At 69.6% G+C, this 24,148-nt stretch carries 22 protein-coding genes; 9 read left to right on the top strand and 13 right to left on the bottom strand.

Annotation, left to right across the window (positions count from 1 at the left end):
* The first annotated feature begins 28 nt into the window (after positions 1-28).
* On the top strand, positions 29-1,069 hold the full coding sequence (locus tag AB3K92_RS05040; protein ID WP_021159387.1) for a zinc-dependent alcohol dehydrogenase family protein: 1,041 nt from the start codon (positions 29-31) through the stop codon (positions 1,067-1,069).
* Between the two features lie 180 nt (positions 1,070-1,249).
* Here the strand turns inward: AB3K92_RS05040 and AB3K92_RS05035 are convergent, their stop codons facing one another.
* Positions 1,250-2,653, bottom strand: a complete 1,404-nt coding sequence (locus tag AB3K92_RS05035; protein ID WP_192387798.1) for an MBL fold metallo-hydrolase RNA specificity domain-containing protein — start codon at positions 2,651-2,653, stop codon at positions 1,250-1,252.
* 286 nt (positions 2,654-2,939) lie between these two features.
* On the opposite strand from AB3K92_RS05035, the gene AB3K92_RS05030 reads away from it, so the two are divergent.
* Positions 2,940-3,386, top strand: a complete 447-nt coding sequence (locus AB3K92_RS05030) for a hypothetical protein (protein WP_021163484.1) — start codon at positions 2,940-2,942, stop codon at positions 3,384-3,386.
* Positions 3,387-3,419: 33 nt separating this feature from the next.
* On the opposite strand, the gene AB3K92_RS05025 is transcribed toward AB3K92_RS05030, so the two are convergent.
* The 10 genes from AB3K92_RS05025 to AB3K92_RS04980 all read right to left on the bottom strand — a co-directional run bounded on the left by AB3K92_RS05025 (position 3,420) and on the right by AB3K92_RS04980 (position 15,100).
* Positions 3,420-4,895: an efflux transporter outer membrane subunit gene (locus AB3K92_RS05025; RefSeq protein WP_369464561.1), complete on the bottom strand. Its 1,476-nt coding sequence runs from the start codon at positions 4,893-4,895 to the stop codon at positions 3,420-3,422.
* Entirely contained in the window at positions 4,873-5,958 is a 1,086-nt protein-coding gene (locus tag AB3K92_RS05020) for an HlyD family secretion protein (RefSeq protein WP_369464560.1), read from the bottom strand. The genes AB3K92_RS05025 and AB3K92_RS05020 overlap by 23 nt, the downstream gene beginning before the upstream one ends.
* On the bottom strand, positions 5,955-6,659 hold the full coding sequence (locus AB3K92_RS05015; protein ID WP_369464643.1) for an ABC transporter ATP-binding protein: 705 nt from the start codon (positions 6,657-6,659) through the stop codon (positions 5,955-5,957). The genes AB3K92_RS05020 and AB3K92_RS05015 overlap by 4 nt, the downstream gene beginning before the upstream one ends.
* Positions 6,656-7,792 carry an ABC transporter permease gene (locus AB3K92_RS05010; RefSeq protein ID WP_021163488.1) on the bottom strand — a complete coding sequence of 379 codons (1,137 nt, stop codon included), beginning with the start codon at positions 7,790-7,792 and terminating at the stop codon, positions 6,656-6,658. Before AB3K92_RS05010 ends, AB3K92_RS05015 begins: the two co-directional genes overlap by 4 nt.
* A 28-nt stretch (positions 7,793-7,820) precedes the next feature.
* Complete coding sequence (locus AB3K92_RS05005; RefSeq protein WP_021163489.1) at positions 7,821-8,009, bottom strand: DUF2964 family protein; 189 nt, start codon at positions 8,007-8,009, stop codon at positions 7,821-7,823.
* Between the two features lie 183 nt (positions 8,010-8,192).
* On the bottom strand, positions 8,193-9,317 hold the full coding sequence (locus AB3K92_RS05000) for an ABC transporter permease (protein ID WP_059621620.1): 1,125 nt from the start codon (positions 9,315-9,317) through the stop codon (positions 8,193-8,195).
* 2 nt (positions 9,318-9,319) lie between these two features.
* On the bottom strand, positions 9,320-12,127 hold the full coding sequence (gene rbbA, locus AB3K92_RS04995; protein WP_369464559.1) for a ribosome-associated ATPase/putative transporter RbbA: 2,808 nt from the start codon (positions 12,125-12,127) through the stop codon (positions 9,320-9,322).
* Positions 12,124-13,197 carry an HlyD family secretion protein gene (locus AB3K92_RS04990; protein ID WP_021163492.1) on the bottom strand — a complete coding sequence of 358 codons (1,074 nt, stop codon included), beginning with the start codon at positions 13,195-13,197 and terminating at the stop codon, positions 12,124-12,126. The genes rbbA and AB3K92_RS04990 overlap by 4 nt, the downstream gene beginning before the upstream one ends.
* Positions 13,194-14,702, bottom strand: a complete 1,509-nt coding sequence (locus tag AB3K92_RS04985) for an efflux transporter outer membrane subunit (protein ID WP_369464558.1) — start codon at positions 14,700-14,702, stop codon at positions 13,194-13,196. Before AB3K92_RS04985 ends, AB3K92_RS04990 begins: the two co-directional genes overlap by 4 nt.
* Positions 14,703-14,911: 209 nt before the next feature.
* Entirely contained in the window at positions 14,912-15,100 is a 189-nt protein-coding gene (locus AB3K92_RS04980) for a DUF2964 family protein (protein ID WP_042977964.1), read from the bottom strand.
* 281 nt (positions 15,101-15,381) lie between these two features.
* Between AB3K92_RS04980 and AB3K92_RS04975 the strand changes: the two genes are divergently transcribed.
* Genes AB3K92_RS04975 through ftsH form a run of 3 tightly spaced genes read left to right on the top strand, consistent with a single transcriptional unit; the run spans position 15,382 to position 18,524 of the window.
* Positions 15,382-16,029 (top strand): BON domain-containing protein, encoded by a 648-nt coding sequence (locus AB3K92_RS04975; RefSeq protein WP_048028642.1) that lies wholly within the window; start codon positions 15,382-15,384, stop codon positions 16,027-16,029.
* 38 nt (positions 16,030-16,067) lie between these two features.
* Positions 16,068-16,577 (top strand): BCAM0308 family protein, encoded by a 510-nt coding sequence (locus AB3K92_RS04970; RefSeq protein WP_059484443.1) that lies wholly within the window; start codon positions 16,068-16,070, stop codon positions 16,575-16,577.
* 33 nt (positions 16,578-16,610) lie between these two features.
* Positions 16,611-18,524, top strand: coding sequence for an ATP-dependent zinc metalloprotease FtsH (gene ftsH / locus AB3K92_RS04965; protein WP_059484444.1), 1,914 nt, complete (start codon positions 16,611-16,613; stop codon positions 18,522-18,524).
* A gap of 23 nt (positions 18,525-18,547) precedes the next feature.
* Here ftsH and AB3K92_RS04960 read toward each other — a convergent pair whose 3' ends face one another.
* Positions 18,548-20,341: an adenosylcobalamin-dependent ribonucleoside-diphosphate reductase gene (locus AB3K92_RS04960; protein WP_059863843.1), complete on the bottom strand. Its 1,794-nt coding sequence runs from the start codon at positions 20,339-20,341 to the stop codon at positions 18,548-18,550.
* 230 nt (positions 20,342-20,571) lie between these two features.
* On the opposite strand from AB3K92_RS04960, the gene AB3K92_RS04955 reads away from it, so the two are divergent.
* From AB3K92_RS04955 to AB3K92_RS04945, 3 genes are all read left to right on the top strand, one after another.
* Positions 20,572-21,534: a 1-phosphofructokinase family hexose kinase gene (locus tag AB3K92_RS04955; protein ID WP_059491913.1), complete on the top strand. Its 963-nt coding sequence runs from the start codon at positions 20,572-20,574 to the stop codon at positions 21,532-21,534.
* Positions 21,531-22,322 carry a polysaccharide deacetylase family protein gene (locus AB3K92_RS04950; RefSeq protein ID WP_369464557.1) on the top strand — a complete coding sequence of 264 codons (792 nt, stop codon included), beginning with the start codon at positions 21,531-21,533 and terminating at the stop codon, positions 22,320-22,322. The genes AB3K92_RS04955 and AB3K92_RS04950 overlap by 4 nt, the downstream gene beginning before the upstream one ends.
* A 178-nt stretch (positions 22,323-22,500) precedes the next feature.
* Positions 22,501-22,689 (top strand): hypothetical protein, encoded by a 189-nt coding sequence (locus AB3K92_RS04945; protein WP_021163500.1) that lies wholly within the window; start codon positions 22,501-22,503, stop codon positions 22,687-22,689.
* A 32-nt stretch (positions 22,690-22,721) separates the two neighbouring features.
* On the opposite strand, the gene AB3K92_RS04940 is transcribed toward AB3K92_RS04945, so the two are convergent.
* Positions 22,722-23,222, bottom strand: coding sequence for a lecithin retinol acyltransferase family protein (locus AB3K92_RS04940; RefSeq protein WP_051392386.1), 501 nt, complete (start codon positions 23,220-23,222; stop codon positions 22,722-22,724).
* Between the two features lie 458 nt (positions 23,223-23,680).
* Between AB3K92_RS04940 and AB3K92_RS04935 the strand changes: the two genes are divergently transcribed.
* The gene (locus AB3K92_RS04935; protein ID WP_059491922.1) at positions 23,681-24,148 is read left to right on the top strand and encodes a hypothetical protein; all 468 of its coding nucleotides are present in this window, start codon (positions 23,681-23,683) and stop codon (positions 24,146-24,148) included.

Here is a 24,148-nt window from a genome sequence, read left to right as displayed (position 1 = left end):
AACCCTTTCTTTCGATGGAGGAACCGCGATGAAAGCACTCGTCTACCACGGACCCGGGCGCAAGGCGCTCGAGGAGCGGCCCAGGCCGGAACTGCAGTCGCCCACCGACGCGATCGTCCGCGTGACGCGCACGACGATCTGCGGAACCGATCTGCATATTCTCAAGGGCGACGTGCCGACGTGCGAACCCGGCCGCATTCTCGGCCATGAGGGCGTCGGCATCGTCGAGCAGGTCGGTGCCGCGGTCGATTCGCTGAAGCCGGGCGATCCGGTGCTCATTTCGTGCATCTCGTCGTGCGGCCGCTGCGAGTACTGCCGGCGCGGCCTGTATTCGCACTGCACGACGGGCGGCTGGATCCTCGGCAACCGGATCGACGGCACGCAGGCCGAGTACGTGCGCATCCCGCATGCGCAGACGAGCCTCTACCGGATTCCGCCGGGCGCGGACGAGGACGCGCTCGTGATGCTGTCCGACATCCTGCCGACCGGGTTCGAATGCGGCGTGCTGAACGGCAAGGTGCAGCCCGGCTGCTCGGTCGCGATCGTCGGCGCGGGCCCGATCGGACTGGCGGCGTTGCTGACCGCGCAGTTCTACTCGCCCGCGCGGATCATCATGGTCGACCCGGACAGCAACCGGCTCGAGGTCGCGCGGCGTTTCGGCGCGACCGATTGCATCGACGGCCGCACCGTCGACCCGGTGGCGGAGGTCATGAAGCTGACCGACGGCGTCGGCGTGGATTGCGCGATCGAGGCGGTCGGCATTCCGGCGACGTTCGAGATGTGCACCTCGCTGGTGGCGCCGGGCGGCGTGGTCGCGAACGTCGGCGTGCACGGGGTCAAGGCCGACCTGCACCTCGAGAAGCTGTGGGATCGCAACATCTCGATCACGACGCGGCTCGTCGACACGGTCAGCACGCCGATGCTGCTGAAGACCGTACGCGCCGGGCGCCTCGATCCGACGCGCCTGATCACGCACCGGTTCTCGCTCGACGACGTCGAGCGCGCATACGACACCTTCGGCCGCGCGGCGCAAACCCATGCGCTGAAGGTCATCATCGAAGTCGGTTGATCGCCGATGGCCGATAGCGGCGCCGCACCGCACCGCACCGCGCCGTGCCGTGCCGTGCCGTGCCGTGCGTGCCGTGCGTGCCGTGCGTGCCGTGCGTGCCGTGCGTGCCGTGCGTGCACGGGACACAGTGCGCGACGTCCGGTTCCCGCCGCGCCGGCCCGGGCGTCGCCGGCGTCGCCGTCAGGATGAAAGCGTGGCCGGCTCGTGCGCGTCGCCCGATTCAACTGCATCGAGATCGACGCACTGCGCGTAAGTCGGCACCTCGCACGGCCAGTGCAGTCGTTCCGCGATACGCCGCCGCAGCGCATCGGCCGCCGCGGGTTCGCCGTGCGTGACGAAGGTCCGCACCGGCGCGCGTTGCATCGTGCCGAGCCAGCGGAGAATCTCCTCGTAGTCGGCATGCGCGGAGAGCGTCGTGATCGACTCGACCTGCGCGCGCACGCGCACGTATTCGCCGTGAATCTTCAGCGTCGGCTCGTGTGCGGCCAGCGCCGCGCCGCGTGTGCCGGCCGCCTGGTAGCCGACCAGCGCGATCGTGTTGCGCGCATCGGGCGCATAGCGGCTCAGGTGATGCAGCACGCGGCCGCCCGTCGCCATCCCGCTGCCGGCGATGATGACCATCGGGCCATGATGGTCGGCGATCGCTTTCGACTGCTCGACCGACCGGATCATCGTGGCCGCGTGACCGAGCGCATTCGCTTCGGACGGCGTCAGCCGGTGCTCGAGAATATGGTGACGATAGATCTCGGTCACGTCCGTCGCCATCGGGCTGTCGAGATATACCGGGACGCGCGCCATGCGGCCGGATGCCTTCAGCCGCGCGATGTAGTGCAGGATTTCCTGCGCGCGCCCGACGGTGAAGCAGGGCATCACCACGACGCCGCCGCGCGCGAAAGTCTTGTCGAACAACGCGGCCAGTTCGTTCTCGGGGTCCGATTCCGGATGCAGGCGGTCGCCGTACGTCGATTCGACGACCAGGAAGTCCGCATGCGCGGGCGCCAGCGGCGGCTGCATGATCGGGTCGTGATAGCGGCCGAGGTCGCCGGAGAACGCGAGCACCTTGTGATTCCAGTGCATCACGACGCTCGCCGCACCGAGGATGTGCCCGGCCGGCAGCAGGCGGAACGCCAGGCCGCCGCCCAGTGCGGTGCATTCGTCGAACGCGACGGGCTTCAGCAGTTGCAGCGCGCGCTGCGCATCTTCCAGCGTGTAGAGCGGCTGTGCGGGGTGATGCTTCGAGTAGCCGTGGCGGTTCGCGAAGTCGGCTTCTTCTTCCTGCAGCCGCGCGCTGTCGCGCAGCATGATGTCGCAGAGTTCGGCCGTCGCGGCCGTGCAGTACACGGGCCCGCGGTACCCTTCGCGCACCAGTACCGGAAGGTAGCCGGCATGGTCGATGTGCGCGTGCGTGAGGACGACCGCGTCGAGCGTGTCGGGCGTGAGCGGCAACGGGCTCCAGTTGCGCAGCCGCAGGTTCTTCGTGCCCTGGAACAGGCCGCAATCGACCAGCACGCGCCGGTTGCCGTGCTCGAGCAGGTACTTCGAGCCGGTCACGGTTTCGGTCGCGCCGAGAAAAGTCAGTTTCATGGATGCCTCACCGGGAGTCGAGGGAGCAGTGAACCGATTACAGCGCGGATGCGCGTGAACCGATTGATGGAAATCAGGGATTGCCGTATCCGTGCTCGGGGCGGGCGAGGCTCGTCCTCCGGCCGTTGCGGCTGCGGCTTGACGTCAATCAACGCCCGGGCCGGACGGTGGCGCGATAGTGGTCGCATGCGCGGAGGCGATGTCGTGATCCCGCTCTCCGCGCGGGCCGCGTATATGCCGTACTCCATAAGCAGCGAGATTTCGACGCGATAGGGACGAATCCATCATGACGCTGATCGCCAACCTGGACGGCGCGCGGACCGGCTACCGGCTGTGCTTCGTCCGCGCGCCCTGGGCATGGTTTACGTGCCTGCCGCTCGACCTGCAATGCGGCCAAAGCTGGGCCGACGTGCCCTATCAGGACGTCGCGCAACCGCCTTACAGCGATTCGCGCACCCAGCTGCTGCGCGTGGCGTTCGACGCGCCGCGCCTGCTGCCGCCCGAAGCCGGGCGCCACGGGCAGGACTGGAGCGTCGAGCAGATCAACGGCGGCGCGGTGCCGTGGCTGCGCAGCGAGGAATTCGTCGACGCGATGAAGCTGGCCGTGCCGGCCGGCGCGACACTCGCCGAATTCGTCGAGACGATCGAGGCTGCCGGCGGCACCGTCTACGGCCCGCTCGGCTGGGCCGAATTGCCGCCCTGGCAGCGGCCCGATATCGTGGCGCACACGTAGACGGGCGGACTCCGGACGACCGCACGCCGCGTTTCAGCCCGGGTCACCCCAGCCGCCGCCGAGCGCGACGTAGAACGCGACCGTGTCCTGCAACCGCTGCGCGACTGCCTGCAGCCACGCGAGACGTGCCTGGTGGTATTGCACGTCGGCGACCAGCAACTGGACGTAGCCCGAGATCCCCGCGTCGTAGCCGGCCTGCGTAAGCGTCAGCGCGTCGCGGGCCGCGGCCATCGCGCGGGCCTGCGCATCGAGCGCGGTTGCGTCGTTCGCGAGTGCGCGCAGCGCGTCGGCGACCTGCGAGAACGCCGACAGCACCACTTGCCGGTAGGTCGCGTCGGCTTCGTCGTACGCATCCTGCGCCGCACGCCGCTGGTTCAGCAGCGTGCCGCCGTGAAAGAGCGGTGCGGTGAGCCCGGCGCCGACGCTCCATGCGCGGCCGGCCGGCGCGAACAGCCGGCCGGCGACGGTGCTGTCGAAGCCGCCCGACGCGGACAGCGTGACATTCGGGTAGAGCGCGGCCGTCGCGACGCCGACCTGCGCACTGGCCACGTGCAGTTGCGCTTCCGCCTGCAGGATGTCCGGCCGGCGGCGCACCAGCGACGACGGCGCCGTATCCGGGAGGCTGGCCGGCAGCGCGATGCGCTCGAGCGACAGGTCGGGTGTCTGCCAGTCGGCGGGGTAGCGGCCGGCGAGCAGCGCGAGCAGGTCGTCGGCCTGGGCGCGTTTCTGGTCGAGCGCGGGCAGCGTCGCCTCGAGCGACGCCCGTTGCGATTCCAGCGTCAGCACCGCAACGTAGGCCGCCGCGCCGGCCGTCACCTGCGCGCGCGTCAGGCGGATCTGCTCGTCGAGCAGGCCGATCATCTCGCGCGTGGCCGCGGTTTCGTCCCGATAGGCGGCGCGCGCGACCATCGTGTTGACGACGTTGGCGGTCAGCATCAGGTGCGCGCCCGCCAGCGCCTGGCGCTGTGCGTCGACGCCGGCCGTGAGCGCCTCGACCTGCCGCCGCTCGCCGCCCCACAGGTCGAGCGTGTAGCTGACCGTCGCCGACAGCGTGTACAGGTTGAAGATCGAGGCCGGCAGACCCTGCCCGGTGCGCAGCGGCGCATAGCGCTGGCGCGACGCGCCGGCCTGGGTATCCGCCTGCGGAAAGAACACGCCTTCGCCGGCCCGCAGCGCATGTTCGCTGCGCCGCAGCGTCGCCTCGGCGAGATCGAGCGTCGGGCTGCCGGTCAGCGCGTCGCCGACGGTCGAGTCGATCGCACGGCTGCCGAAGCGTGTCCACCAGTCGCGTGTGAGCGGCTCGCTTGCCGACAGCGCCTGTATCTGCCCCCCGGCTGTCCATGCGCCGGTCGCGGCGTCCGCGGCGACGAAACGCGAGACATGCGGCGCGGGCGGACGGGTGAAGTCGGGCCCGACCATGCATCCGGCCAGCGGCGCGACGGCCGCGAGCAGGGCCGCCGCGCGCAGCAGGCCGCGGACGGGGCGATCATTTGCCGGCCACGTACACATCGACGATCTGCCCGGGAAACAACCGGACAGCCTTGTTCGGGACGATACGGAAAATGACCGGCAGCACCCGCACGTCGACGCGCTCGGTGCGCTGGTCGGACAATTCGATCTTCGGCGTGACGTACGGCTGCACGCGGACGAACTGGAGGTCGGCCTCGCCCGACGTACCGCGCACGAACATGTGAGCCTTCAGCGCATGCAGGTCGGGCAACTGGTGGATCAGGATTTCGTCGATGTAGCAGCGCACCTGCAGGCGGTCGACCGGCGTGCCGAGCACCGCGACGGGCCCGTTGCCCTGCGTGTAGGTATCGTAGAGCCCCTGCGAGGTCAGGTACGAGCCGACGGCCGCGTTCATCGCGAGCACGGTGCCGTCCCCCGGCGCGCGCAGCGTGTAGCGGGCAAGCAGCGCGGCGGCCGCGTCGGCCGCGCGCCGCAGCGCGACGGCCTGCGCTTCCTGGTTGCGCACGTCGTAACGCCACGCGCCGGCTTTCGTCAGGCGATACTGCCGCGTCACGACGTCCAGGTTGGCCGCAGCGACGCGTACCGCGTTCGCGGCCGTGTCGAGCGCATCGCGGCTGACGGCCTTCGGGTCGATGTCGTATGCGCGCCGCTGCTTGTCGTACTGATCCTGCGCGAGCTTCAGGCTGGCCTGCGCAGCCGTGGTCTGCGCGGTGGCCACGTCGAGTACCTCGCGGCGCGGCTGCGCTCTCAGTTCGTCGAGCAGGGCGTCGGCCGCGTCGGCCTGTGCCGCGAGCTGCGCGGCGGTGGCGCGCTGCACCGAGTCGTCGATCGTCAGCAGCACATCGCCGGCCTTCACCGGATCGCCGTCGTGCACGAGGATGCGTGTCACCGCGCCCGGCACGTCCGGGTAGACGTTCACGTTCGCGCCGGCCGGCTGTTCGCTTTCGACGATGCCGTTCGCATAGACGCCGCGCGCGTACGGATTGGCGGCCGGCTTGAATACCGGTGGCTGCGGCGGTTCCTGACGGCTGTACACCCACGCGGCAACGACGCTTGCCAGGAAGCCGAGCAGGGCCGCCACGAATACGAGCCGGTGCTTCATCGCGCACCTCCGCGGTCGATCCCGTTCAGCTTGCCGTCCTCCATCCGCAGGATGCGGTCCGCGTATTCGAAGATCCGCGCATCGTGCGTGACGATCACGATGCAGCGCGTGTCGTTCAGCACCTGGTGCTTGACGAAGTCGATGATCATGCGGCCCGTGTCGCCGTCGAGCGACGCGGTCGGCTCGTCGAGGATCAGCAGGTCGGGCTGGCTGACGATCGCGCGCGCGATCGCGACGCGTTGCTGCTCGCCGCCGGACAGCTTGACGGGCGGCAGTTGCGCGCGATTGCCGAGCCCGACGACGTCGAGGTAACCGAGCGCTTCGTGCATCGCCTCGTCCCACGGCCGGCGTTTCAGGATCAGCGGAATCGCGACGTTCTCCACGGTCGTGAGCCGCGGGAACAGGTGGTAGTCCTGGAATACGAAGCCGATCCGGTTCAGCCGGAAATCGGCGATCGCGTCGTTCGGCTGCGCCCACAGGTCGACGCCGTCGATCGACACCGAGCCGGATTCCGGCCGCAGGATGCCCGAGATCACGCTGAGCAGCGTCGTCTTGCCGCTGCCGGACGGCCCGACGATCAGCAGCATCTCGCCGCAGTTCGCCTGCATCGACACGTCGCGCAACGCCTGCGTGCGCGCGTCGCCTTCGCCGAACCACTTGCTGACGCCTCGTGCGTCGATCGCGACGTTCGCCATCGTCAGCCCCGGAAGATGTCGAACGGCTCGATGCGCAGCACGCGCCGCACGCCGAGATAGCTCGAGATCGTCGCGATCACGACCACCATCCCGAACGCGAGCGCCAGGTTGCCGAACGTGACGAGCGCCGCGTAATCCGGAATCTGCAGCTTCGCGAGGCTGATCATCAGCACGCACAGGCCGACGCCGATGCCGTAGCCGGTTAGCGCGGTGAACGTCGCCTGGAACAGGATCATCACGACGAGTTCGCGGCTTTTCGCGCCGATCGCCTTCAGCGCGCCGAACTTGTCGAGGTTCTCGAGGATGAACGCATAGAACGTCTGGCCCGAGATCGACAGGCCGATGATGAAGCTGATGATCGTCATCAGCATGATGTTGGTGCCCAGCCCGGTCTCGTACTTGTAGAAGCGTGCGATCTGCGCGATGAATTCGTCGCGCGTGTACGCGCGATAGCCGAGCGATTGCACGACGGCCTTGATGTGCGCGATGTCCGCGGCCGATTTCGGCTCGACGAGAATGTACGACGTCGTGAAGCGCGGCGACGGAATGTACCGGATCGCGCGGGCGTATGTGGTGTAGAGCGTCGGCGTGCCGAACAGGCCGCTGGCCGCCACCTTCGCGATGCCGACGATCACGCCGCGATGGTCGTTCAGTTCGAAATCGGTGCCGACCGACGGATTCTCGAGTTTCGGAAACTCGGGGTCCTGGATCGCGATGAAGCCGTTCTCCGCGTAGATGTCCTCGATGTGGCCCTGCAGCATCGTCGGACGGCCGAGCAGGCTTGCGTCGTCGAGGCCGACGACCGTCACGGCCTGGTAGGTGCCGGAGCGCAGCTTCACGAGCGCGGCGCCGGAGTAGAGCGGCACCGCATACTTGACGCCGTCGGTGCTGCGCACCACGTCGAGCACGTAGTCGGGCATGCCGATGCTGTTCGCGATCGTCTTCACGGCCGGGTCCATCACCCACACTTTCGCGCCGATGTTGATGACGGACGCCGACGACTTGTTCAGGATCCCGGCGAACAGCGATGTCATCTCGATCATCAGCAGCACGGAGAACGTAATGCCGACGGTCAGCGCGGTGAACTTCGCGCTGTCGTTCACGAGCAGCTTGAACGCGAGGCGGAGGATGCCGTTCATGACGGTGAATGCGAGGGATGCGGGCGCATCACGAATCCTCGCCAGCGGCCGAATCCAACTGTGCGACGAAAGCGGCGACGCCCGAAACCAGCGCGAGGATCGCGTACGGAAGGACATGCACGCCGACCAGCATCGCGTGCACGACGCCCAGCAGCGACGAGAGTGCGATGAACACGCCGAGCGTGGCAAGAACGATCCGGTTTGGCAGGCGCATCATGACGTTCTCCGGCGGGGCGGCCGCCGGCCGCCCGTGAGCGTGATGCCGACATGCCGCCATCGCGGCCGCCGCGGCTATCACAGGACGTGACGTCATGATCGCGTGAAGGGTGCCGGCACGGTTGATCTGTATCAACGGACGAATCCGGGCGCCGCGCGGGCGCCTGGCCGCCTGCCGGGCCGGTTACGCCATTTGGGCGATCGTCTTGCGAAAGCGGGTCAGCGACAGCAGGAACAGCGCGCAGCCGATCGCGAACAGCACCGCGAACTGGATCCAGACCGCATCGAGGCCCGCGCCGCGGTACAGGATGCGTTGCGCGAGTTCGACGAAGTGCGTGGTCGGCGCGGCCAGCATGATGTCCTGCACGGCGAGCGGCATGCTCTCGCGCGGTGTCAGCCCGCCTGACAGCAGTTGCAGCGGCAGCAGCACGAGCACGAGCAACATCCCGAACTGCGGCATGCTGCGCACGAGCGTCGCGAGAAAGATCCCCATCGACGTCGTCGCGAACAGGTGCAGCGCCATCCCGGCCACGAACAGCGGGATGGAGCCCGGAATCGGCACGTGCAACGCTCCGCCCACGACCAGCGTCAGCGACGCGACGGCCGCCACCGTGACGACGAGCCCCATCGACCAGACCTTCGCGAGCATGATTTCCGCGGCGGTGACCGGCATCACGAGCAGATGCTCGATCGTGCCGTGCTCGCGTTCGCGGATCAGCGCGGCCCCGGTGAGGATCATCGACAGCATCGTCACGTTGTTGATCAGCTCCATCAGCGCGCCGAACCACACTTCGTCGAGATTCGGGTTGAAGCGCATCCGCATCGCGAGATCGACGGGCGGCGACGCCGTGCCGCGATAGCGCCGCACGAATGCGTCGATCTCGCCCGACACGATCTGCTGCACGTAGCCGCCGCCGGTAAAGGCTTGCGTCATGCGGGTCGCGTCGACGTTGAGCTGGATCGTCGCATGACGGCCGGCGAGCACGTCGCGCTGGAAATCCGGCGGAATGTCGAGCGAGAACGTGTAGTCGCCGTTGTCGAGGCCGCGATCGGCCGCGGCCGCGTCGACGATCGGCGGCGGTGCGAACTGCGGCGGGAAGAACGCCGACGCGATGCGCGCCGACAGCGGCGATGCGTCTTCGTCGACGATCGCGATCGGCACCTTGTGCAGCGTTTCCGGGCGCGCGGTGGCCGCGACGTAGATCGACGCGCTGAACGTGTAGACGATCAGCATCAGCAGGATCGGGTCGCGGGCGAGGCTCCAGAGCTCCTTGACCCCGAGCCGGAAGATGACGAGCAGGCGCGACATGGTCAGCGCTCCTGTTTGCGCAGCAGGACGGCGGTCATGGCCAGGATGGCCGGCGCCGCCGCGAGCAGCGGCCAGAACTGCGACGACAGGTCGCCCAGGCCGAGCGCCTTGTTGTAGACGCCGCGGCTGATCGCGAGCATGTAGGTCGCCGGGTAGACCGCCCCGATCCACTTGCCGGCGCCTTCCAGCGACGACAGCGGCGTGAGCAGCCCCGAGAACTGCACGACGGGAATCAGCGTGCCGACGATCGTCATGAAGATCGCGGCGATCTGGCTGCGCGTGAACGTCGACGCGAACAGGCCGATGCCCGTGGCCACCACGTTGAAGACCAGCACCGCGGCCGCGAGCGTGAAGAAACTGCCCTTGATCCGCACGCCGAACGCGACGTCGGCCAGCACGACCATCAGCAGGAAGTTCAGCATCGCGAGCATCACGTAGGGCGCCTGCTTGCCGAGCAGGAATTCCGCGCGTGTGACGGGTGTGACGTACAGGTTGACGATCGACCCGAGCTCCCGTTCCCGGACGACGGCGAGCGCCGTCAGCATCGCGGGCAGCATCAGCAGCAGCATCGGCATGATGGCCGGAATCATCGCCGGCAGGCTCCTGACGTCCGGGTTGTAGCGATAGCGCACGGCGATCTCGACGGCCGGCGCGAGCGACGCGCCGAGCCGGCGCTTCGCCTGGTCGCGCAGCCAGTTCTCGTGCATGCCGGCGACGTAGCCGCGGATCGTCTCGGCGCGCATCGGCATCGCGCCGTCGATCCACGCGCCGATCTCGACCCGTCGGCCGTGCGCGACGTCCCGCGCGAACCCGGGCGGAATCTCGATCGCGAGCGACAGCTGGCCGTTGCGCATGCGGCGGTCGATCTCGCGCTCGTCCGCGAGCGGCGCGCGCGGCACGAAGTAGCGCGAGCCGCCGAGGTTCTGCGCATAGTCCTGGCTCAGGATCGACTGGTCGCGGTCGAGCACCGCGAACGTCAGGTTGTCGACGTCGAGGCTGATGCCGATGCTGATGACGCACATCAGGACGAGCGACCCGAACAGGGCCAGCGTCGCGCGCAGCGGATCGCGCCGCAGCTCCAGCACTTCCCGCCACAGGTAGCTGCCGGCCCGCGCCGGGCTGAACCACGCGGCCGCGCGGGCGGTGCCGGCCCCGCTGGCGGAGGCCTCGGGCGGCGCGCTCAGCCAGCCAGCGTCGGACGCGGCGTCCATCGGGACGCTGTCTGCACGCTGCGCGTCGGTCAGGTACGCGATGAACGCCTCCTCGAGCGTGCCGGCGCCGCGCATGCGCACGAGTTCTCCCGGCGACGCGCTGGCGAGCACCCGGCCCGCGTGCATCAGCGAGATGCGATCGCAGCGCTCGGCTTCGTTCATGAAGTGCGTCGAGATGAAGATCGTCACGCGATCCTGCCGGGCGAGCTCGATCATCAGCCGCCAGAAGTCGTCGCGCGCGACGGGATCGACACCCGACGTCGGCTCGTCGAGGATCAGCAGTTCGGGCTTGTGCACCATCGCGACCGCGAGCGACAGGCGCTGCCGCATGCCGAGCGGCAGGCTTTCGGGTAACGCGTCGAGTACGCCGGTGAGCCCGAAGCGCCCGGCCATTTCGTCGACCCGCCCCGGCACGTCCGCCTCCGGCACGCCGAACAGGCGCGCATGCAGCACGAGGTTCTGCCGGACGGTCAGTTCGCCATACAGCGAAAACCCCTGCGACATGTAGCCGACCCGCCGGCGCGTGTCGATGTCGTCGGCCGCGACCGGCTGGCCGAACAGCGTCGCCGTGCCTTCGGAGGCCGGCAACAGGCCCGTGAGCATCTTCATCGTCGTCGACTTGCCGCAGCCGTTGGAGCCGAGGAAGCCGAAGATCTCGCCGCGGCGGATTTGCAGGCTCACGTGATCGACCGCGACGAAATCGCCGAACCGCATCGTCAGCCCGTCGGCCTCGATCGCGTAGCCGGCGGCGGGTTCGGGCTGAAACGGCGCGATCCGGATCGGCTCGTGCCCGCGCCGCTGCGCGTCCGGGAGCAACGCGACGAATGCGCCTTCGAGCGTGTCGCACCCGGTGCGGGCCAGCAGCTCGTCCGGGCTGCCGGTCGCCAGCACTCGCCCGGCGTCCATCGCGATCAGCCGGTCGAAGCGCCGGGCTTCGTCCATGTACGCAGTCGCCACCAGCACGCTCATCGCCGGGCGGGCGGCCCGGATGCGTGCGATCAGTTCCCAGAACTGGGCGCGCGACAGCGGATCGACGCCGGTCGTCGGTTCGTCGAGGATCAGCAGGTCGGGATCATGGATCAGCGCGCAGCACAGGCCGAGCTTCTGCTTCATGCCGCCGGACAGCTTTCCGGCGGGGCGATCCAGGAACGGGTGGAGGCCGGTGCTGCGCGTGAGCGCGTCGATCCGGCGGCGCCGCTCCGCCGCATCGTGGCCGAACAGCCGCGCGAAGAACTGCAGGTTTTCCTCGACGGACAGCGTCGCGTAGAGGTTCCGGCCCAGGCCCTGCGGCATGTACGCGATGCGCCGGCACACGCGCGCGCGATGACGGCGCGACGACAGGTCGGCGCCGAGGGCCCAGACGCGCCCCTGCTGGATCGCGCGTGCGCCGGACACGAGCGCGAGCAGGCTCGACTTGCCGACCCCGTCCGGGCCGATCAGCCCGACCATGCGGCCGGCCGGGATGTCGAGCGTCACGTCGTCGAGCGCGGCCTTGTCGCCGTAGCGCAGCGAGACGCCGGACAGCCGCGCGACCGGCGCGGGTGCCGGCGGCGTTTCGGTCGCGCCGGCACCGGTATCGGCCGGGAGCGCCGATTTCATTGCGGCACCCGGACGGCGAGGCGCGCCGGCCACGCGGCGTTCGGATCGACCTTCAGCCACGCGACCCCCGGCAGCCCGGTCTTGACGAGCTTCAGGTGGCGCTGCAGCAGGTCGCGGTCGATGCGCGCCTTCACCCGGAACATCAGCTTCTGCCGTTCGGTGGCCGTCTCGACCGTCTTCGGCGTGAACTGCGCGGTGCTCGACACGTACGACACGCGGGCCGGAATCACGTATTCCGGCGCGGCATCGAGCACGATCCGCACGTCGGCGCCGAGCGGCACCCGGCCGACGACCGTCTCGGGCAGGAAGAACGTCATGTAGACGTCCGACAGGTCGACCACGTTGACCACCTTGCCGCCGGCCGGCAGCACCTCGCCGGATTCGGCCACGCGATACTGCACGCGCCCGTCGCGCGGCGAGGTCAGGTCGCTGTCCGAGATGTCGGCCTGCACGCGCGCGACGGTTGCCTGCGCGGCCGTCACCGCGGAGTGCGCGGCGACCAGCTGGGCCCGGGTCGCGTCGATCGCGGCCTGGGCAGCCTGCACCTGCGCGCGCGCCGCATTCACGGTCGCCCGCAGGCTGCCGGCGCGTGCGCGATCGTCGTCGAGTTCCTGCATCGACGACGCGCCGTCGCGCGACAGCGTTTCGGAGCGCGCGAGCCGCCGTGTCGCCGCATCCAGTTCGCTTTCCCGCTGGACGACGACGGCCTCGGCCGCCGCCTTGTCGCTGCGCCGCTGCGCGACCTGCGCGTCGATGCTCGCCGCCGTGTTCACGGCCTGCTCCTCCCGGGCGCGCGCCTCGTCGAGCTGGGCCTGCAGGACGACCACGTCCATGCGCGCGAGCGGCTGCCCGGCCTTCACGAAGTCGCCTTCGTCGACGAGCATCGCGGTGACGCGTCCCGGCAGCTTGGTCGCGACGTCGATCTCGGTTGCCTCGATGCGGCCGTTGCCGCTCACGAGGCCGGCATCGGCCTGCCCGTCACGCCAGCGCGTCCATCCGAAATACGTGATGCCGATCGCGAGCACGGCGACGCCTGCCCCGATCAGAAGAGGGCGCTTGAGGGTTTTCATCGTGTGGAATCCGGATTCGTCGATTCGTTGGTCGATTCGTTGGTCGGTCGCGCGGCGGCCGCGCCGCCGTCTTGCGTGGCGCCGCCGAGCGCGCCGTACAGCGCGACGCGGCTCGACAACAGCGCGCGACGCGTCATCACCCATTGCTGCTCCGCGTTCATCAGGTCCCGCTGCGCGTCGAGCACCTCGAGGAAGCGGGTCGCGCCGCTGTCGTAGCGCAGCTTCGCGAGGCGGGCCCGCTCGGCCTGAGAATCCAGCGTGGCGCGCTCGATACGCACCTCGTCGGCCAGCCAGTAGCGGGACGCGAGCGCATCGGACACGTCGCGAAACGCGCTCTGGATCGTCCGCTCGTACCGCGCGAGCGCTTCGTCGCGCTGCGCGTGCGCGAGCGCGAGATTCGAGCGGTTGCGGCCGCCGTCGATCAGCGGCAGCGTCATGTTCGGGATCACCGACCAGACGCCGGTGCTGGACGTCAGCAACTCATGCAGCGCGCTGCTGCCCGAGCCGATCGAGCTCGTCAGCGCGATGCGCGGAAAGAACGCGGCGCGCGCCGCGCCGATGTTCGCGCGGGACGCCTGCAGCTCGTGTTCGGCCGCGATCACGTCCGGCCGCTGCGCGAGCAGCGACGAGGGCAGGCCGGGGGCGAGCGACGGCGCGACGGCGGCGTCGTCGAGCGCGAGCGGCGTGCCGGCCAGATCCGGCGGCGCACCGACCAGCAGGGCCAGTGCATCGGCCGCCGATGCGCGCGCCTGTTGCAACTGGGCGCCGAGGGATTCCGCTTGCTGCAGCAGGATCTCGGCCTGCGTCAGGTCGAGGCGCGAGATCGCGCCGGCCGCATGGCGAAGCCGGAAAATCCGCAGCGACTCGCGGCGCGTGTCGATCGTCGCGCGGGTCAGCGCGATGCGCTCGTCGTACTCGCACAGCGTCAGGTACGCGTTGGCGACCGACGTGATCACGCTCAGCGTCGCGGCACGCCGGGCCGCATCGCTCGCGAGATAGCGCTGCAGCGCCGCTTCCTTCAGGTTGCGCACGCGGCCCCAGAAATCGAGTTCCCATTGCGTCTCGGCCAGCCGGACCTCGTAGGCCTGGCCGATGAACGGGGTGGGCGTGAGGAGCCCGCCCGGCGCGCGAAACCGCGCATAGGCCGCGCCGGCGCCGATCGTCGGCCACTGGTCCGCGCTGCGGATGCCGTAGACGGCACGGGCCTGTTCGACGCGCGCGACGGCCGCGCGCAGGTCGCGATTGTTGGCGAGCGCCTGCGCGATCAGCGCCCGCAGGCGCGCATCGACGAAGTAGTCCTGCCATGCGGGCACCTGCGCGGCCGCGGGCGTGGCGCCGGCCGACGGATCCGGAAAGGCGGCCGGGATCGGCGCGGCGGGGCGCTGGTCCGGCGGGGCGAGCGACAGGCATCCGGACAGCAGGCCGATACTCGTTGCGAGCGCAACGAAACGCCCGTACCGGGAAGCTGCAGTGCGGAATACGACGGGAAGCGCGGTGGCGCGCATGGAAAGCCTCGGCGAATACGGAAACGCGGGGTGGCGCCGCCTCGTGGCGTCGCCGCTTCGGGTTCACTTATATCCGACGATTGACGCTCCTACCCTTGATCTGCATCACTTCCGCGGGAATGCGTTTCGAGCGGTGCTTCGGTTGACAGGCACGCCGGAACATGGCCCCGGGCCGGCGGGTTGCGCCGGGCCCGACGCGGTCGCGCGCGTCACGGCCGGTCGCCGGGAGCGAGGTTCAGCAGGACGGCGAACGAGAGGATGCTCAGGATCAGCGTGACGATCGAGTATCTGAACACCCGCTCGTCGAACAGCATGCCGTGAATGATGCCGCCCAGCGATGCGAGCGCGATGAATACGCTGAGCGTCGCCAGCGAGATGCGGTATTGCCTGCGGTTCATGACGGTCTCCCGGGGAACGGCGGTCGCAACGATGCGAAGCGTGCGGGCCGCCACGAATGTCGCGGCGCCGCCGGGGTCATGATCGCGGCGCGCCCGGTCGCGCAGTTGATCTGCGTCAACGGAAAAATCGGGATCGAGTGTGTGCGACGGCGGCTGCCGCAAGCACGGCGTTGATTGATCCTCGTCAAACCGCCGGCGCCGCCTTGCGCGATGCTGAATCCGGTGCGGCCCCATCGCCGATCGCGAATGTCGCGACCGGCACGGCCCGACAGGAGACGGCAATGAAGTCCGATGCGGCACTCAAGCAGGATGTCGAGCAGGCGCTGTTCTGGAATCCGGCGGTCGATGCACGGCGGATCGACGTCGACGTACACGACCGGATCGTGACGTTGCGCGGCACGGTCGACAGCTGGGCCCAGAAACTCGAGGCGCAGAAAACGGCGCTGCATGTCGAGGATGCGCGCGCGCTGGTGCTCGAACTGAACGTCGCGCCGCCGGAGAACGCGTGCGCGGACCAGGAACTGGCGATCGCGATCACGTTCGCGCTCGGCTGGCAGGAGGCGCTGCGCGATCACAAGATTCGCGTCGAGGTCGATCACGGTTGCGTGACGCTCGACGGTGAAGTCGATCATGCATACCAGAGCCGGGCGGCGGAAAAGATGGTCAGCCGGATGATCGGCGTCGTCGGCGTCGCGAACCGGATCCGCGTGCGAACGGACCACACGGTGCCGGACGTCGGCACGCGGATCGCCGAAGCGCTTGCGCGTCGCGCGCGGCGCGAATCCGCGGGAATTGCGATCGACGCGGCCGACGGCATCGTCACGTTGACGGGCAAGGTCGCGTCGCTCGCCGAAAGGCGCGCCGCGTGCGGTGCGGCCGGATCGGTGAGAGGCGTCAGGGAGGTCGTCGACCGGCTCACCGTCGGCTGACGGCTCGCCAGTGCTGTCCACTGCGAGGAGAAGCAGTCATGAACCGTTCGAATTCCGGCCCCGGCCGACACCCTCTGCGCCACGACAGGCGCATGCAGCCGCATACGAAGGACAGCTACCGCGATCCGAAGCGGCCGAAGGGCGACAGGATCTGCGAAGGCTGCGGCGCCGTCTGCGACGCGGGCCGCTGGACGTGGTACGCGACACCGCTCGATCGGCGCCAGCTCGAATGCCCGGCCTGCAGGCGCATGCGGGAAAACCTGCCGGCGGGCGAACTGGTGCTGCACGGCGCGTACCTGTGCGCGCACCGGGCGACGATTCTCGACCTGCTCGAGCGCCAGGCCATTCTGGAGACGAGCGAGCACGCGCTCGAACGCATCATGGAAATCGAGAAATCCGCCGATACGGTCGTCGTCCGTACGACGGGCGTGCACATGGTGCGACGGCTGGCGGAAGCGTTGCTGCATGCGCATCACGGCGATCTCGCACTCAACTATCGCGATGGCGAGGACATCCTGCGCGCGCAATGGACGCGCAACGACGCATGAACGGAGGTGTGGCCGGCGAGCGGGCCCGATACGATGAAAAAATCATTCGATTATTCCGGACTGCTGATCCCGTTCGTGTTTGCCGCGCTGGTGGCGTATCAGCTTCTGATGGCCCGGCCGGCAACGACGTCGATCCCGTACAGCGACTTTCACCGCCTGGTCGACGCGCGGCTCGTCGACGATCTGGACATCGGCCAGTCGTCGATTTCGGGCGTGCTGCGCATGCCCGAGGCCGCCGCGAACCTGCCGGCCTCCGACGCGGCCGCCGTGAAGAAGGCCGGGCCGCCGTGGCGCTTCACGACCAACCGGGTCGCTGACGATCGTCTCGTCACCGAACTCACGGCCGCCGGCATCCGCTATCGCGGCGTGCCGGATTCGGGCTGGCTGGAAACGCTTGCCGGGTGGATGTTGCCGGTGATCGTCCTCGTGACGTTCTGGAGCTTCATGATGCGCAGGCCGGGCGGCGTCCGGGACTTCAGCGGCATGGGCAAGAGTCAGGCGCGCGTGTACGTGCAGCAGGAAACCGGCATCACGTTCGACGACATCGCCGGCATCGACGAGGCGAAGGCCGAACTGCAGCAGATCGTCGCGTTCCTGCGCAACCCCGAACGCTACCAGCGGCTCGGCGGCAAGATCCCGAAGGGCGTGCTGATCGTCGGCGCGCCCGGCACCGGCAAGACGCTGCTCGCGCGCGCGGTGGCCGGCGAGGCGGCCGTGCCGTTTTTCACGATCAGCGGCTCGGCGTTCGTCGAGATGTTCGTCGGGGTCGGCGCGGCACGCGTGCGCGACCTGTTCGAGCAGGCGCAGCAGAAGGCGCCGTGCATCGTGTTCATCGACGAGCTCGATGCGCTCGGCAAGGCGCGCGGCGTCGGCCTGATGTCCGGCAACGACGAGCGCGAGCAGACGCTCAACCAGCTGCTCGTCGAGATGGACGGCTTCCAGGCCAATTCGGGCGTGATCATCATGGCCGCGACCAACCGGCCGGAGATCCTGGATCCGGCATTGCTGCGGCCCGGGCGCTTCGACCGCCACATCGCGATCGACCGGCCCGACCTGAACGGCCGCAAGCAGATCCTTGCCGTGCACACGAAGCGCGTGAAGCTGGCCCCGGAGGTCGATCTTGCCGAGCTGGCGCAGCGCACGCCGGGCTTCGTCGGCGCGGATCTCGCGAACGTCGTCAACGAGGCCGCGCTGCATGCGGCCGAGCTCGGCAAGCCGGCGATCGGCATGGCCGACTTCGACGAGGCGATCGATCGCGCGATGACGGGCATGGAGCGCAAGAGCCGCGTGATGAACGACGAGGAAAAGCGGACCATCGCGTACCACGAGGCGGGGCACGCGCTCGTCGCGCAAAGCCGCGTGCATTGCGATCCGGTGAAGAAAGTGTCGATCATCCCGCGCGGCATCGCGGCGCTCGGCTACACGCAGCAGGTGCCGACCGAGGATCGCTACGTGCTGCGCAAGAGCGAGCTGCTCGACCGGCTCGACGTCCTGCTCGGCGGCCGCGTCGCCGAGGAGATCGCGTTCGGCGACGTATCGACCGGCGCGCAGAACGACCTCGAGCGAGCGACCGCGCTGGCGCGGCACATGGTCATGCAGTACGGGATGAGCGCGAAGCTCGGCCTGGCGACGCTGGACGACGCGACGCCGCAAGGCGGTTCACCCGGCGTGTGGACGCCGGGCGACGGCCGGTGCAGCGAACACACCGCGCAGTTGATCGACGAGGAGGTGCGCGCGCTGCTCGAAGACGCGCACGTCCGCGTCGCGGCGACGCTCGGCGAGCATCGCGACGCGCTCGAACGGATCGCGCGGTGCCTGCTGCAACACGAGTCGATCGATCACGACACGCTGGTGGCGCTCATTACGCCGCCGGACGATCGCGGTGCGGCGCCCGGGCCGGCGCGAGCCGATGCGGAGCCGGTAGCGGCGACGGATACGTCGGCCTGACGCGCGACTGGCGAGCGGGCCGCTCAACAGCCGATGCAGACCGCGCCGTCGCGCGGTTGCGCGGTGTCGTCGGTAACGACCGACGCGAGCCGCGGATCGGGGCGGAACACCGTGATGCCCTTGAGCCGGTCGCGCCACGCCGCGAAGAACAGCGCGTCGACCTGCGCCAGCGAACACTGGCTGTCCAGCGTCACGGTCTTCGAGATGCCGGCGTCGACGCAGGGCTGGAGCGCCGCGAGCATCGCGACGTGATCGAGCGGTGCGATCTCGGCCGCGGTAGCGAAATAGTCCGGCAGCCCGACGCCGTTGCCATGCAGCGCGCGAAACAGCCGGTAAGCATGGTTCTGTACCCGGAACGCGCGCACCTGCCCGTCTGCCGTGCGGACCATCCGGCGCTGCGTCCAGCCGACGGCCGGCTCGATGCCGTTCGAGCAGTTGTCGCAGAACGCGAGACTCACGCTGCCGGCCGGCGCGAACGACAGCAGATGGCTGTTGCGCAGCCCGTGCCGGTCGATCGCGTGATGCACCTTCAGCGGCAGCCGCATCCGGTAGGCGGGGCCGGTCAGGTAAGCGGCCGGATCGTAGGCGGGAAACGCGCCGCGCTCGGCGGCCAGCGCGGCCGATGCGGCAAACGCGTGCTCGCGCATCGTCAGCGCGATGCTGCGCGCACATGCGCGCGCCTCGACGCTGTCGTAGCGTAGCCGCAGCATCGTCAGCGCGTCGCCCAGGCCCGTCACGCCGACACCGATGCGCCGTGTCCGCTGCGCTTCACGTGCATGCGCGGCGAGCGGCCATGCGGTGAGGTCGAGCACATCGTCGAGCAGGCGCACCTGGACGTGCACCGCGTCGGCAAGCGCCGTGAAATCGATGCGCGGCTCGCCGCCGATGCCGAACGGATGATGCACGAACCGCGACAGGTCGATCGGCCCGAGCACGCAGCTGCCGTAGGGCGGCAGCGGCTGTTCGCCGCACGGGTTCGTCGCGTCGATCCGCTCGTGCTCGCGCAGCGGGTTCGCGTCGCGGATCGTGTCGAGGAACAGCAGCCCGGGTTCGGCGCTGTCGCGTGCGGCGTTGACGATCGTTTGCCACAGCTTGCGAGCAGGCACCGTCGCATGAAGGTAGCGCCCGTCCTGCCGCCGGAGCGACGCAGCGTCGGCTGCGTGGCGCGGCGCGTGATGGACGAGCGCCCAGGGCAGATCGTGCGCGACCGCTTCCATGAACGCGTCCGTGATGCCGACCGACAGGTTGAAGGTCGGCCAGCGCGATCGCCCGCGCTTGGCCGTGACGAACGCGGCCAGATCCGGATGATCGCAGCGCAGCACGCCCATCTGCGCGCCGCGGCGCGGGCCGGTGAACGGCAGCGTGCGGCACATCGCATCGAAGCGGTCGATCGCCGCGCAGGCGCCACGTTCGGCCGACAGGCGGCGTTCGTACGCGCCGGCGGGCGGCACGGGCGAGAAGTCGTAGCCGATTCCGCCGCCCATCAGCAGCGTGAGCCGGGCGTCGTCGAGCGCCTGCGCGAGCGCCGCGTCGGTGCCTTGCAGCGGCATCTCCACGGGAACCGCGAGCGGGTGGACGAAGCAGTTGATCATGGTGCCGCCTGCCGTCGAGCCGGCATTCGCCATGATGCGGCCGGCGCCGATCGCGCCGCGCTGCAGGTTCAGGAAAAACGTGCGCTCGGCCCGGGCGCGCAGCGCGGGCGGCTCGGCGAGTGACAGTGCATGGGCGACACGCTGGAAGACGGCCGCGCGCGACGTTTCGCCGGGCTGCGCATAGCGCTCGGCGAGCACGGTGGTGCAAAGCGGCTGCTCGTCCATGGCGGGGCTCGGCGACGACGGATGACTCACTGTAAGGGCCTGCCCGCCCGCGTCGTTGATCGAGCGCAATCCGGCGCGGTTGCGGCATCGTTTGACGGTCGTCAACGCGGTGCGAAGGGGCATGCGTAAGGTGGTGTGAGGGCTGGCCTGCGCCGATGGCCGGAACGCGGCACGGCCGCGGGCGGGCGCCGCGCAAGCCCGCGAATCGTGTCTTCCACCGACCACGCGCCATGACCGAGATCGTTACCGTCACATTGAATCCTGCCGTCGATGTCTCGACGTCGGTCGAACATATCGTCGATACGCACAAGCTGCGCTGCGCGCGACCCAGGCGGGACCCGGGCGGCGGCGGGATCAACGTCGCCCGGACCGTTCACCGGCTCGGCGGCGACTGCGTTGCGCTGTACCTGGCGGGCGGGCCGACGGGCGACGTGCTGACGCTGCTGCTCGAAGCCGAACACGTGCCGTCCGTCCGCCTGCGGATCGCCGGCGAGACGCGCGAGAACGTGTGCGTGACCGAGACCGCGACGGGGCGTGAATACCGTTTCCTGATGCCGGGGCCGTCGGTCACGGCCGCCGAGTGGCGCGACTGCGCGGCCCGCATCGCGGCCTTGCAGCCCGCGCCGCGTTATCTCGTGCTGAGCGGCAGCCTGCCGCCCGGCGCGCCGGACGACCTGTATGCGACGCTCGCGCGGACGGCCGCCGCGAACGGCAGCCGGGTGGTCGTCGACGCGGCGGGCCCGGCGCTGCGCGCCGCCCTCGACGCCGGTGTCCATCTCGTGAAGCCCAGCCTCGACGAACTGAGCGCGCTGGCCGGTGAACCGCTCGACGAAGCGTCGGCATGCCGGAAGGCAGGCGAGCTCGTCGCGCAGGGGCGCGCCGACATCGTTGCGCTGACACTCGGCGCGCGCGGCGCATGGGTCGTCACGCGCGAGCGTGCGCTGCGCCTGCCGGGCAGGCCCGCGGCCGTGTGCAGCACGGTGGGCGCCGGCGACAGTTTCGTCGGCGGGATGATCTGGGCGCTGGCGCGCGGCGTGCCGTTCGACGACGCGTGCCGGTATGCGCTGGCGGCATCGGCCGCGTCGGTCGAGCATCCCGGTACGGCACTGTGTACACGTGAGGACGTCGAACGGATTCATGCGGAACTGGTTGCGCAGGCACGCGGCACGGCCATGGCGCGAGGCGCGGCATGAGCTTGCGCGCGATCGTCTGCCTGCTGCTGCTGTCGTGCCTGCCGCGGATGGCGTCCGCCGGCGCCGGCACGGTCGCGCCCGTGTTGCAACGCGTGCTGATACTCGTCTATCACCGGTTTGCGACGCAACGCTTGGATTCGATGACGGTGCGCACCGGGACATTCATCGAGCAACTGCACGCGATCGAGGCGAGCGGCTACCGTATCGTGCCGCTCGCCGACGTCGTGCGCTGGCACGACGGCCAGACGGATGCGCTGCCGGCGCGCGCGGTCGCGATCACGGTGGACGACGGTCACCGTTCCGTCTACGACGTGCTGCGCCCGCTGCTGGCGGCGCATCCAGTGCCGGTCACGCTGTTCATCTATCCGTCGGCGATTTCCAACGCCCGCTACGCGATGACGTGGGATCAGTTGCGCACGCTCGGCCGATCCGGCGGATACGATATCGAGTCGCATACCTACTGGCATCCGAATTTCGCCACCGAGCGCGCGCGGCGCACTGAAGCGGATTACCAACGATTCGTCTCGTTCCAGTTGGGCCGGTCGCGCGAGCGGCTCGAGTCCGAAACCGGTCGGCCGATCCGGCTGCTGGCCTGGCCGTTCGGCGTCCATGATGCGCAGACCGACCGGCTGGCCGCTCGCGAAGGCTATGTCGCGGCGTTCACGATCGATGGCCGCCCCGTTCGACCGACCGATCCCCCGATGGCATTGCCGCGCTATCTGATGACGGACGCGTGCGGCACGCGATGCATGAACGGATTGCTGCAAACCGCCGGGGAGCACCCGTGACCAGTCAGCGGATCGCGGGGTTACCGCGGTCGTTTGCCGATGTCGTCTCCGTCGGGGTTCACGCCGGGCCGCATCCCGTGGAGCCCGCTGCATCGTCGCTGCGTTCCTGCCGCGATGCCCGCCGGCCGGCACGGCGGGATCGGCCGGCCTCTGCCGGCCTCTACTAGCCGGATCGACCATGCCGTGGAATGACGAACGCTATCCGCCGTCGATGCGGAACCTGCCGCCGCCGGTTCGCGGCAAGGCGATCGAGATCGCCAACGCGCTGCTGCGGCAAGGGCGCGCCGAGGGCAGCGCGATCCGTATCGCGATCGCGCAGGCGAAACGCTGGGGGCGGGTGCATGCTGCCTTTCGACCACGCGGGTGACGGGCGGGGGCGTCAGGTCGATTCAGGTCGTGCTAGGCCGTGCAGGCATGCGGGGCCGGCGTGCGTTCGACGGATGCCGGATGCAGCCGCCCGGCCAGCACGCACGCAAGCAGCACGGCGGCGACCGCGATGCCGTGAAGCGGGTTGCGCAGGCACGACGCGACCTGCTCGCTCCTGCCGACGCCGAACAGGCACCACAGGCAGAAGTGCTCGCAGTTGTTGGTGAGCAGCCGGTAGCGGCATTCGCCGAGGCGCGAGGTTGCGCGCCGCGCCGCTTCCGTGCCGTCGTACGGAGCCCGCGCGTGCCGGACCATCGCGAGACCGAATCCGGCGCAGAAGTCGTCGAGGGAGACGACTTCGACCGGGCCGCCGCCCGGACTGCGTGCCAGGCCCGCGTAGTGGATCACGTTGCCGTCGCCGATGTAGATCCCGTGGTGAACGTAACCGGGGCGCCGGGTCACGAGGTGGGCGCCGACCGGAAGGTCGCGGTGCGGCGCGGCATCGTCGGCGTGGGCTGTGTTCGGGCGAGTCATGGCCAGCTCCTGGATCCGGTGGCGGCCGTGCGGAATACTTGCTTGCGAGCCGCGGTACGCGTTGCGTCCTGTCACGTCTCCAGTATTGGCGGCGGAACATGGCCGGACAATCAGCGCGGCCTGAGCTTGCTGTCCGACGTCGGGCCGCCGTGTCGGCGTTTTCCGACACGCCGCGCAATATCGGCTGACAGCCGGAACGGACAATGGCGCCGCACCGCCGTGCGTGGCGCGTCGTGCGCCGTGCGGGCCCGCCGCGTCGCCCCATCGTGAGCCGCGAGCCGGCACGCCGCGCCGCCGGCCGGTCGGGGGCGCTTGACCTGCATCAACGGGAAATCGACGTTCCGCGCGACGCTGGCGTCGTCAACGATGCGAATGCGTCACGTCGCGGCACGCCGGCCGTGACGCGCCCGGACGAACGAGCCGCATCGCCACCCGCGTGCCTGAATCGGGAGAACGAAATGCGGACTGGAATCGTCGGGTCGCTACTGCTGTCGACCTGTTTGATGGCCGCCGCCGCGAGCGTGCCGGCTCAAGCGCTGCCCGAGCCGGTCGAGCGCAACGGTGCCGTGTACATCACGGGCGGCGTCGGCGAGGAGGAAGTCGCGGCGTTTCGCGCCGCTGCGCCGCGTTACAACCTGCGGATCACGTTCACGACGAAGGCCGGTCATTACCTGTCCGACATCGACGTCACGTTGGCGTCCGGCAAGTCGACCATCCTCGACGCGCACACGGCCGGCCCGTTCCTGTTCGCGCGCGTGCCGCCGGGGCGATATACGGTATCGGCGCGCGATCGGGCCGTCCACGAAGTCCGTCACGTCGTCGTGCCGGCGCACGGCGCCGTCGATATGCGGTTCTACTGGCGGAACCCGGACCGGCGCGATGTGATGCGGCTTTGCAGCGGTTGTCCGGGCGCAGGCACGCCCTAG

This window comes from Burkholderia sp. Bmkn7 (genome assembly GCF_041103175.1).
GTDB lineage: Bacteria > Pseudomonadota > Gammaproteobacteria > Burkholderiales > Burkholderiaceae > Burkholderia > Burkholderia cepacia.
Note: the sequence above shows the minus strand (reverse complement) of the source record. Positions and strands in the feature narration are given on the sequence as shown.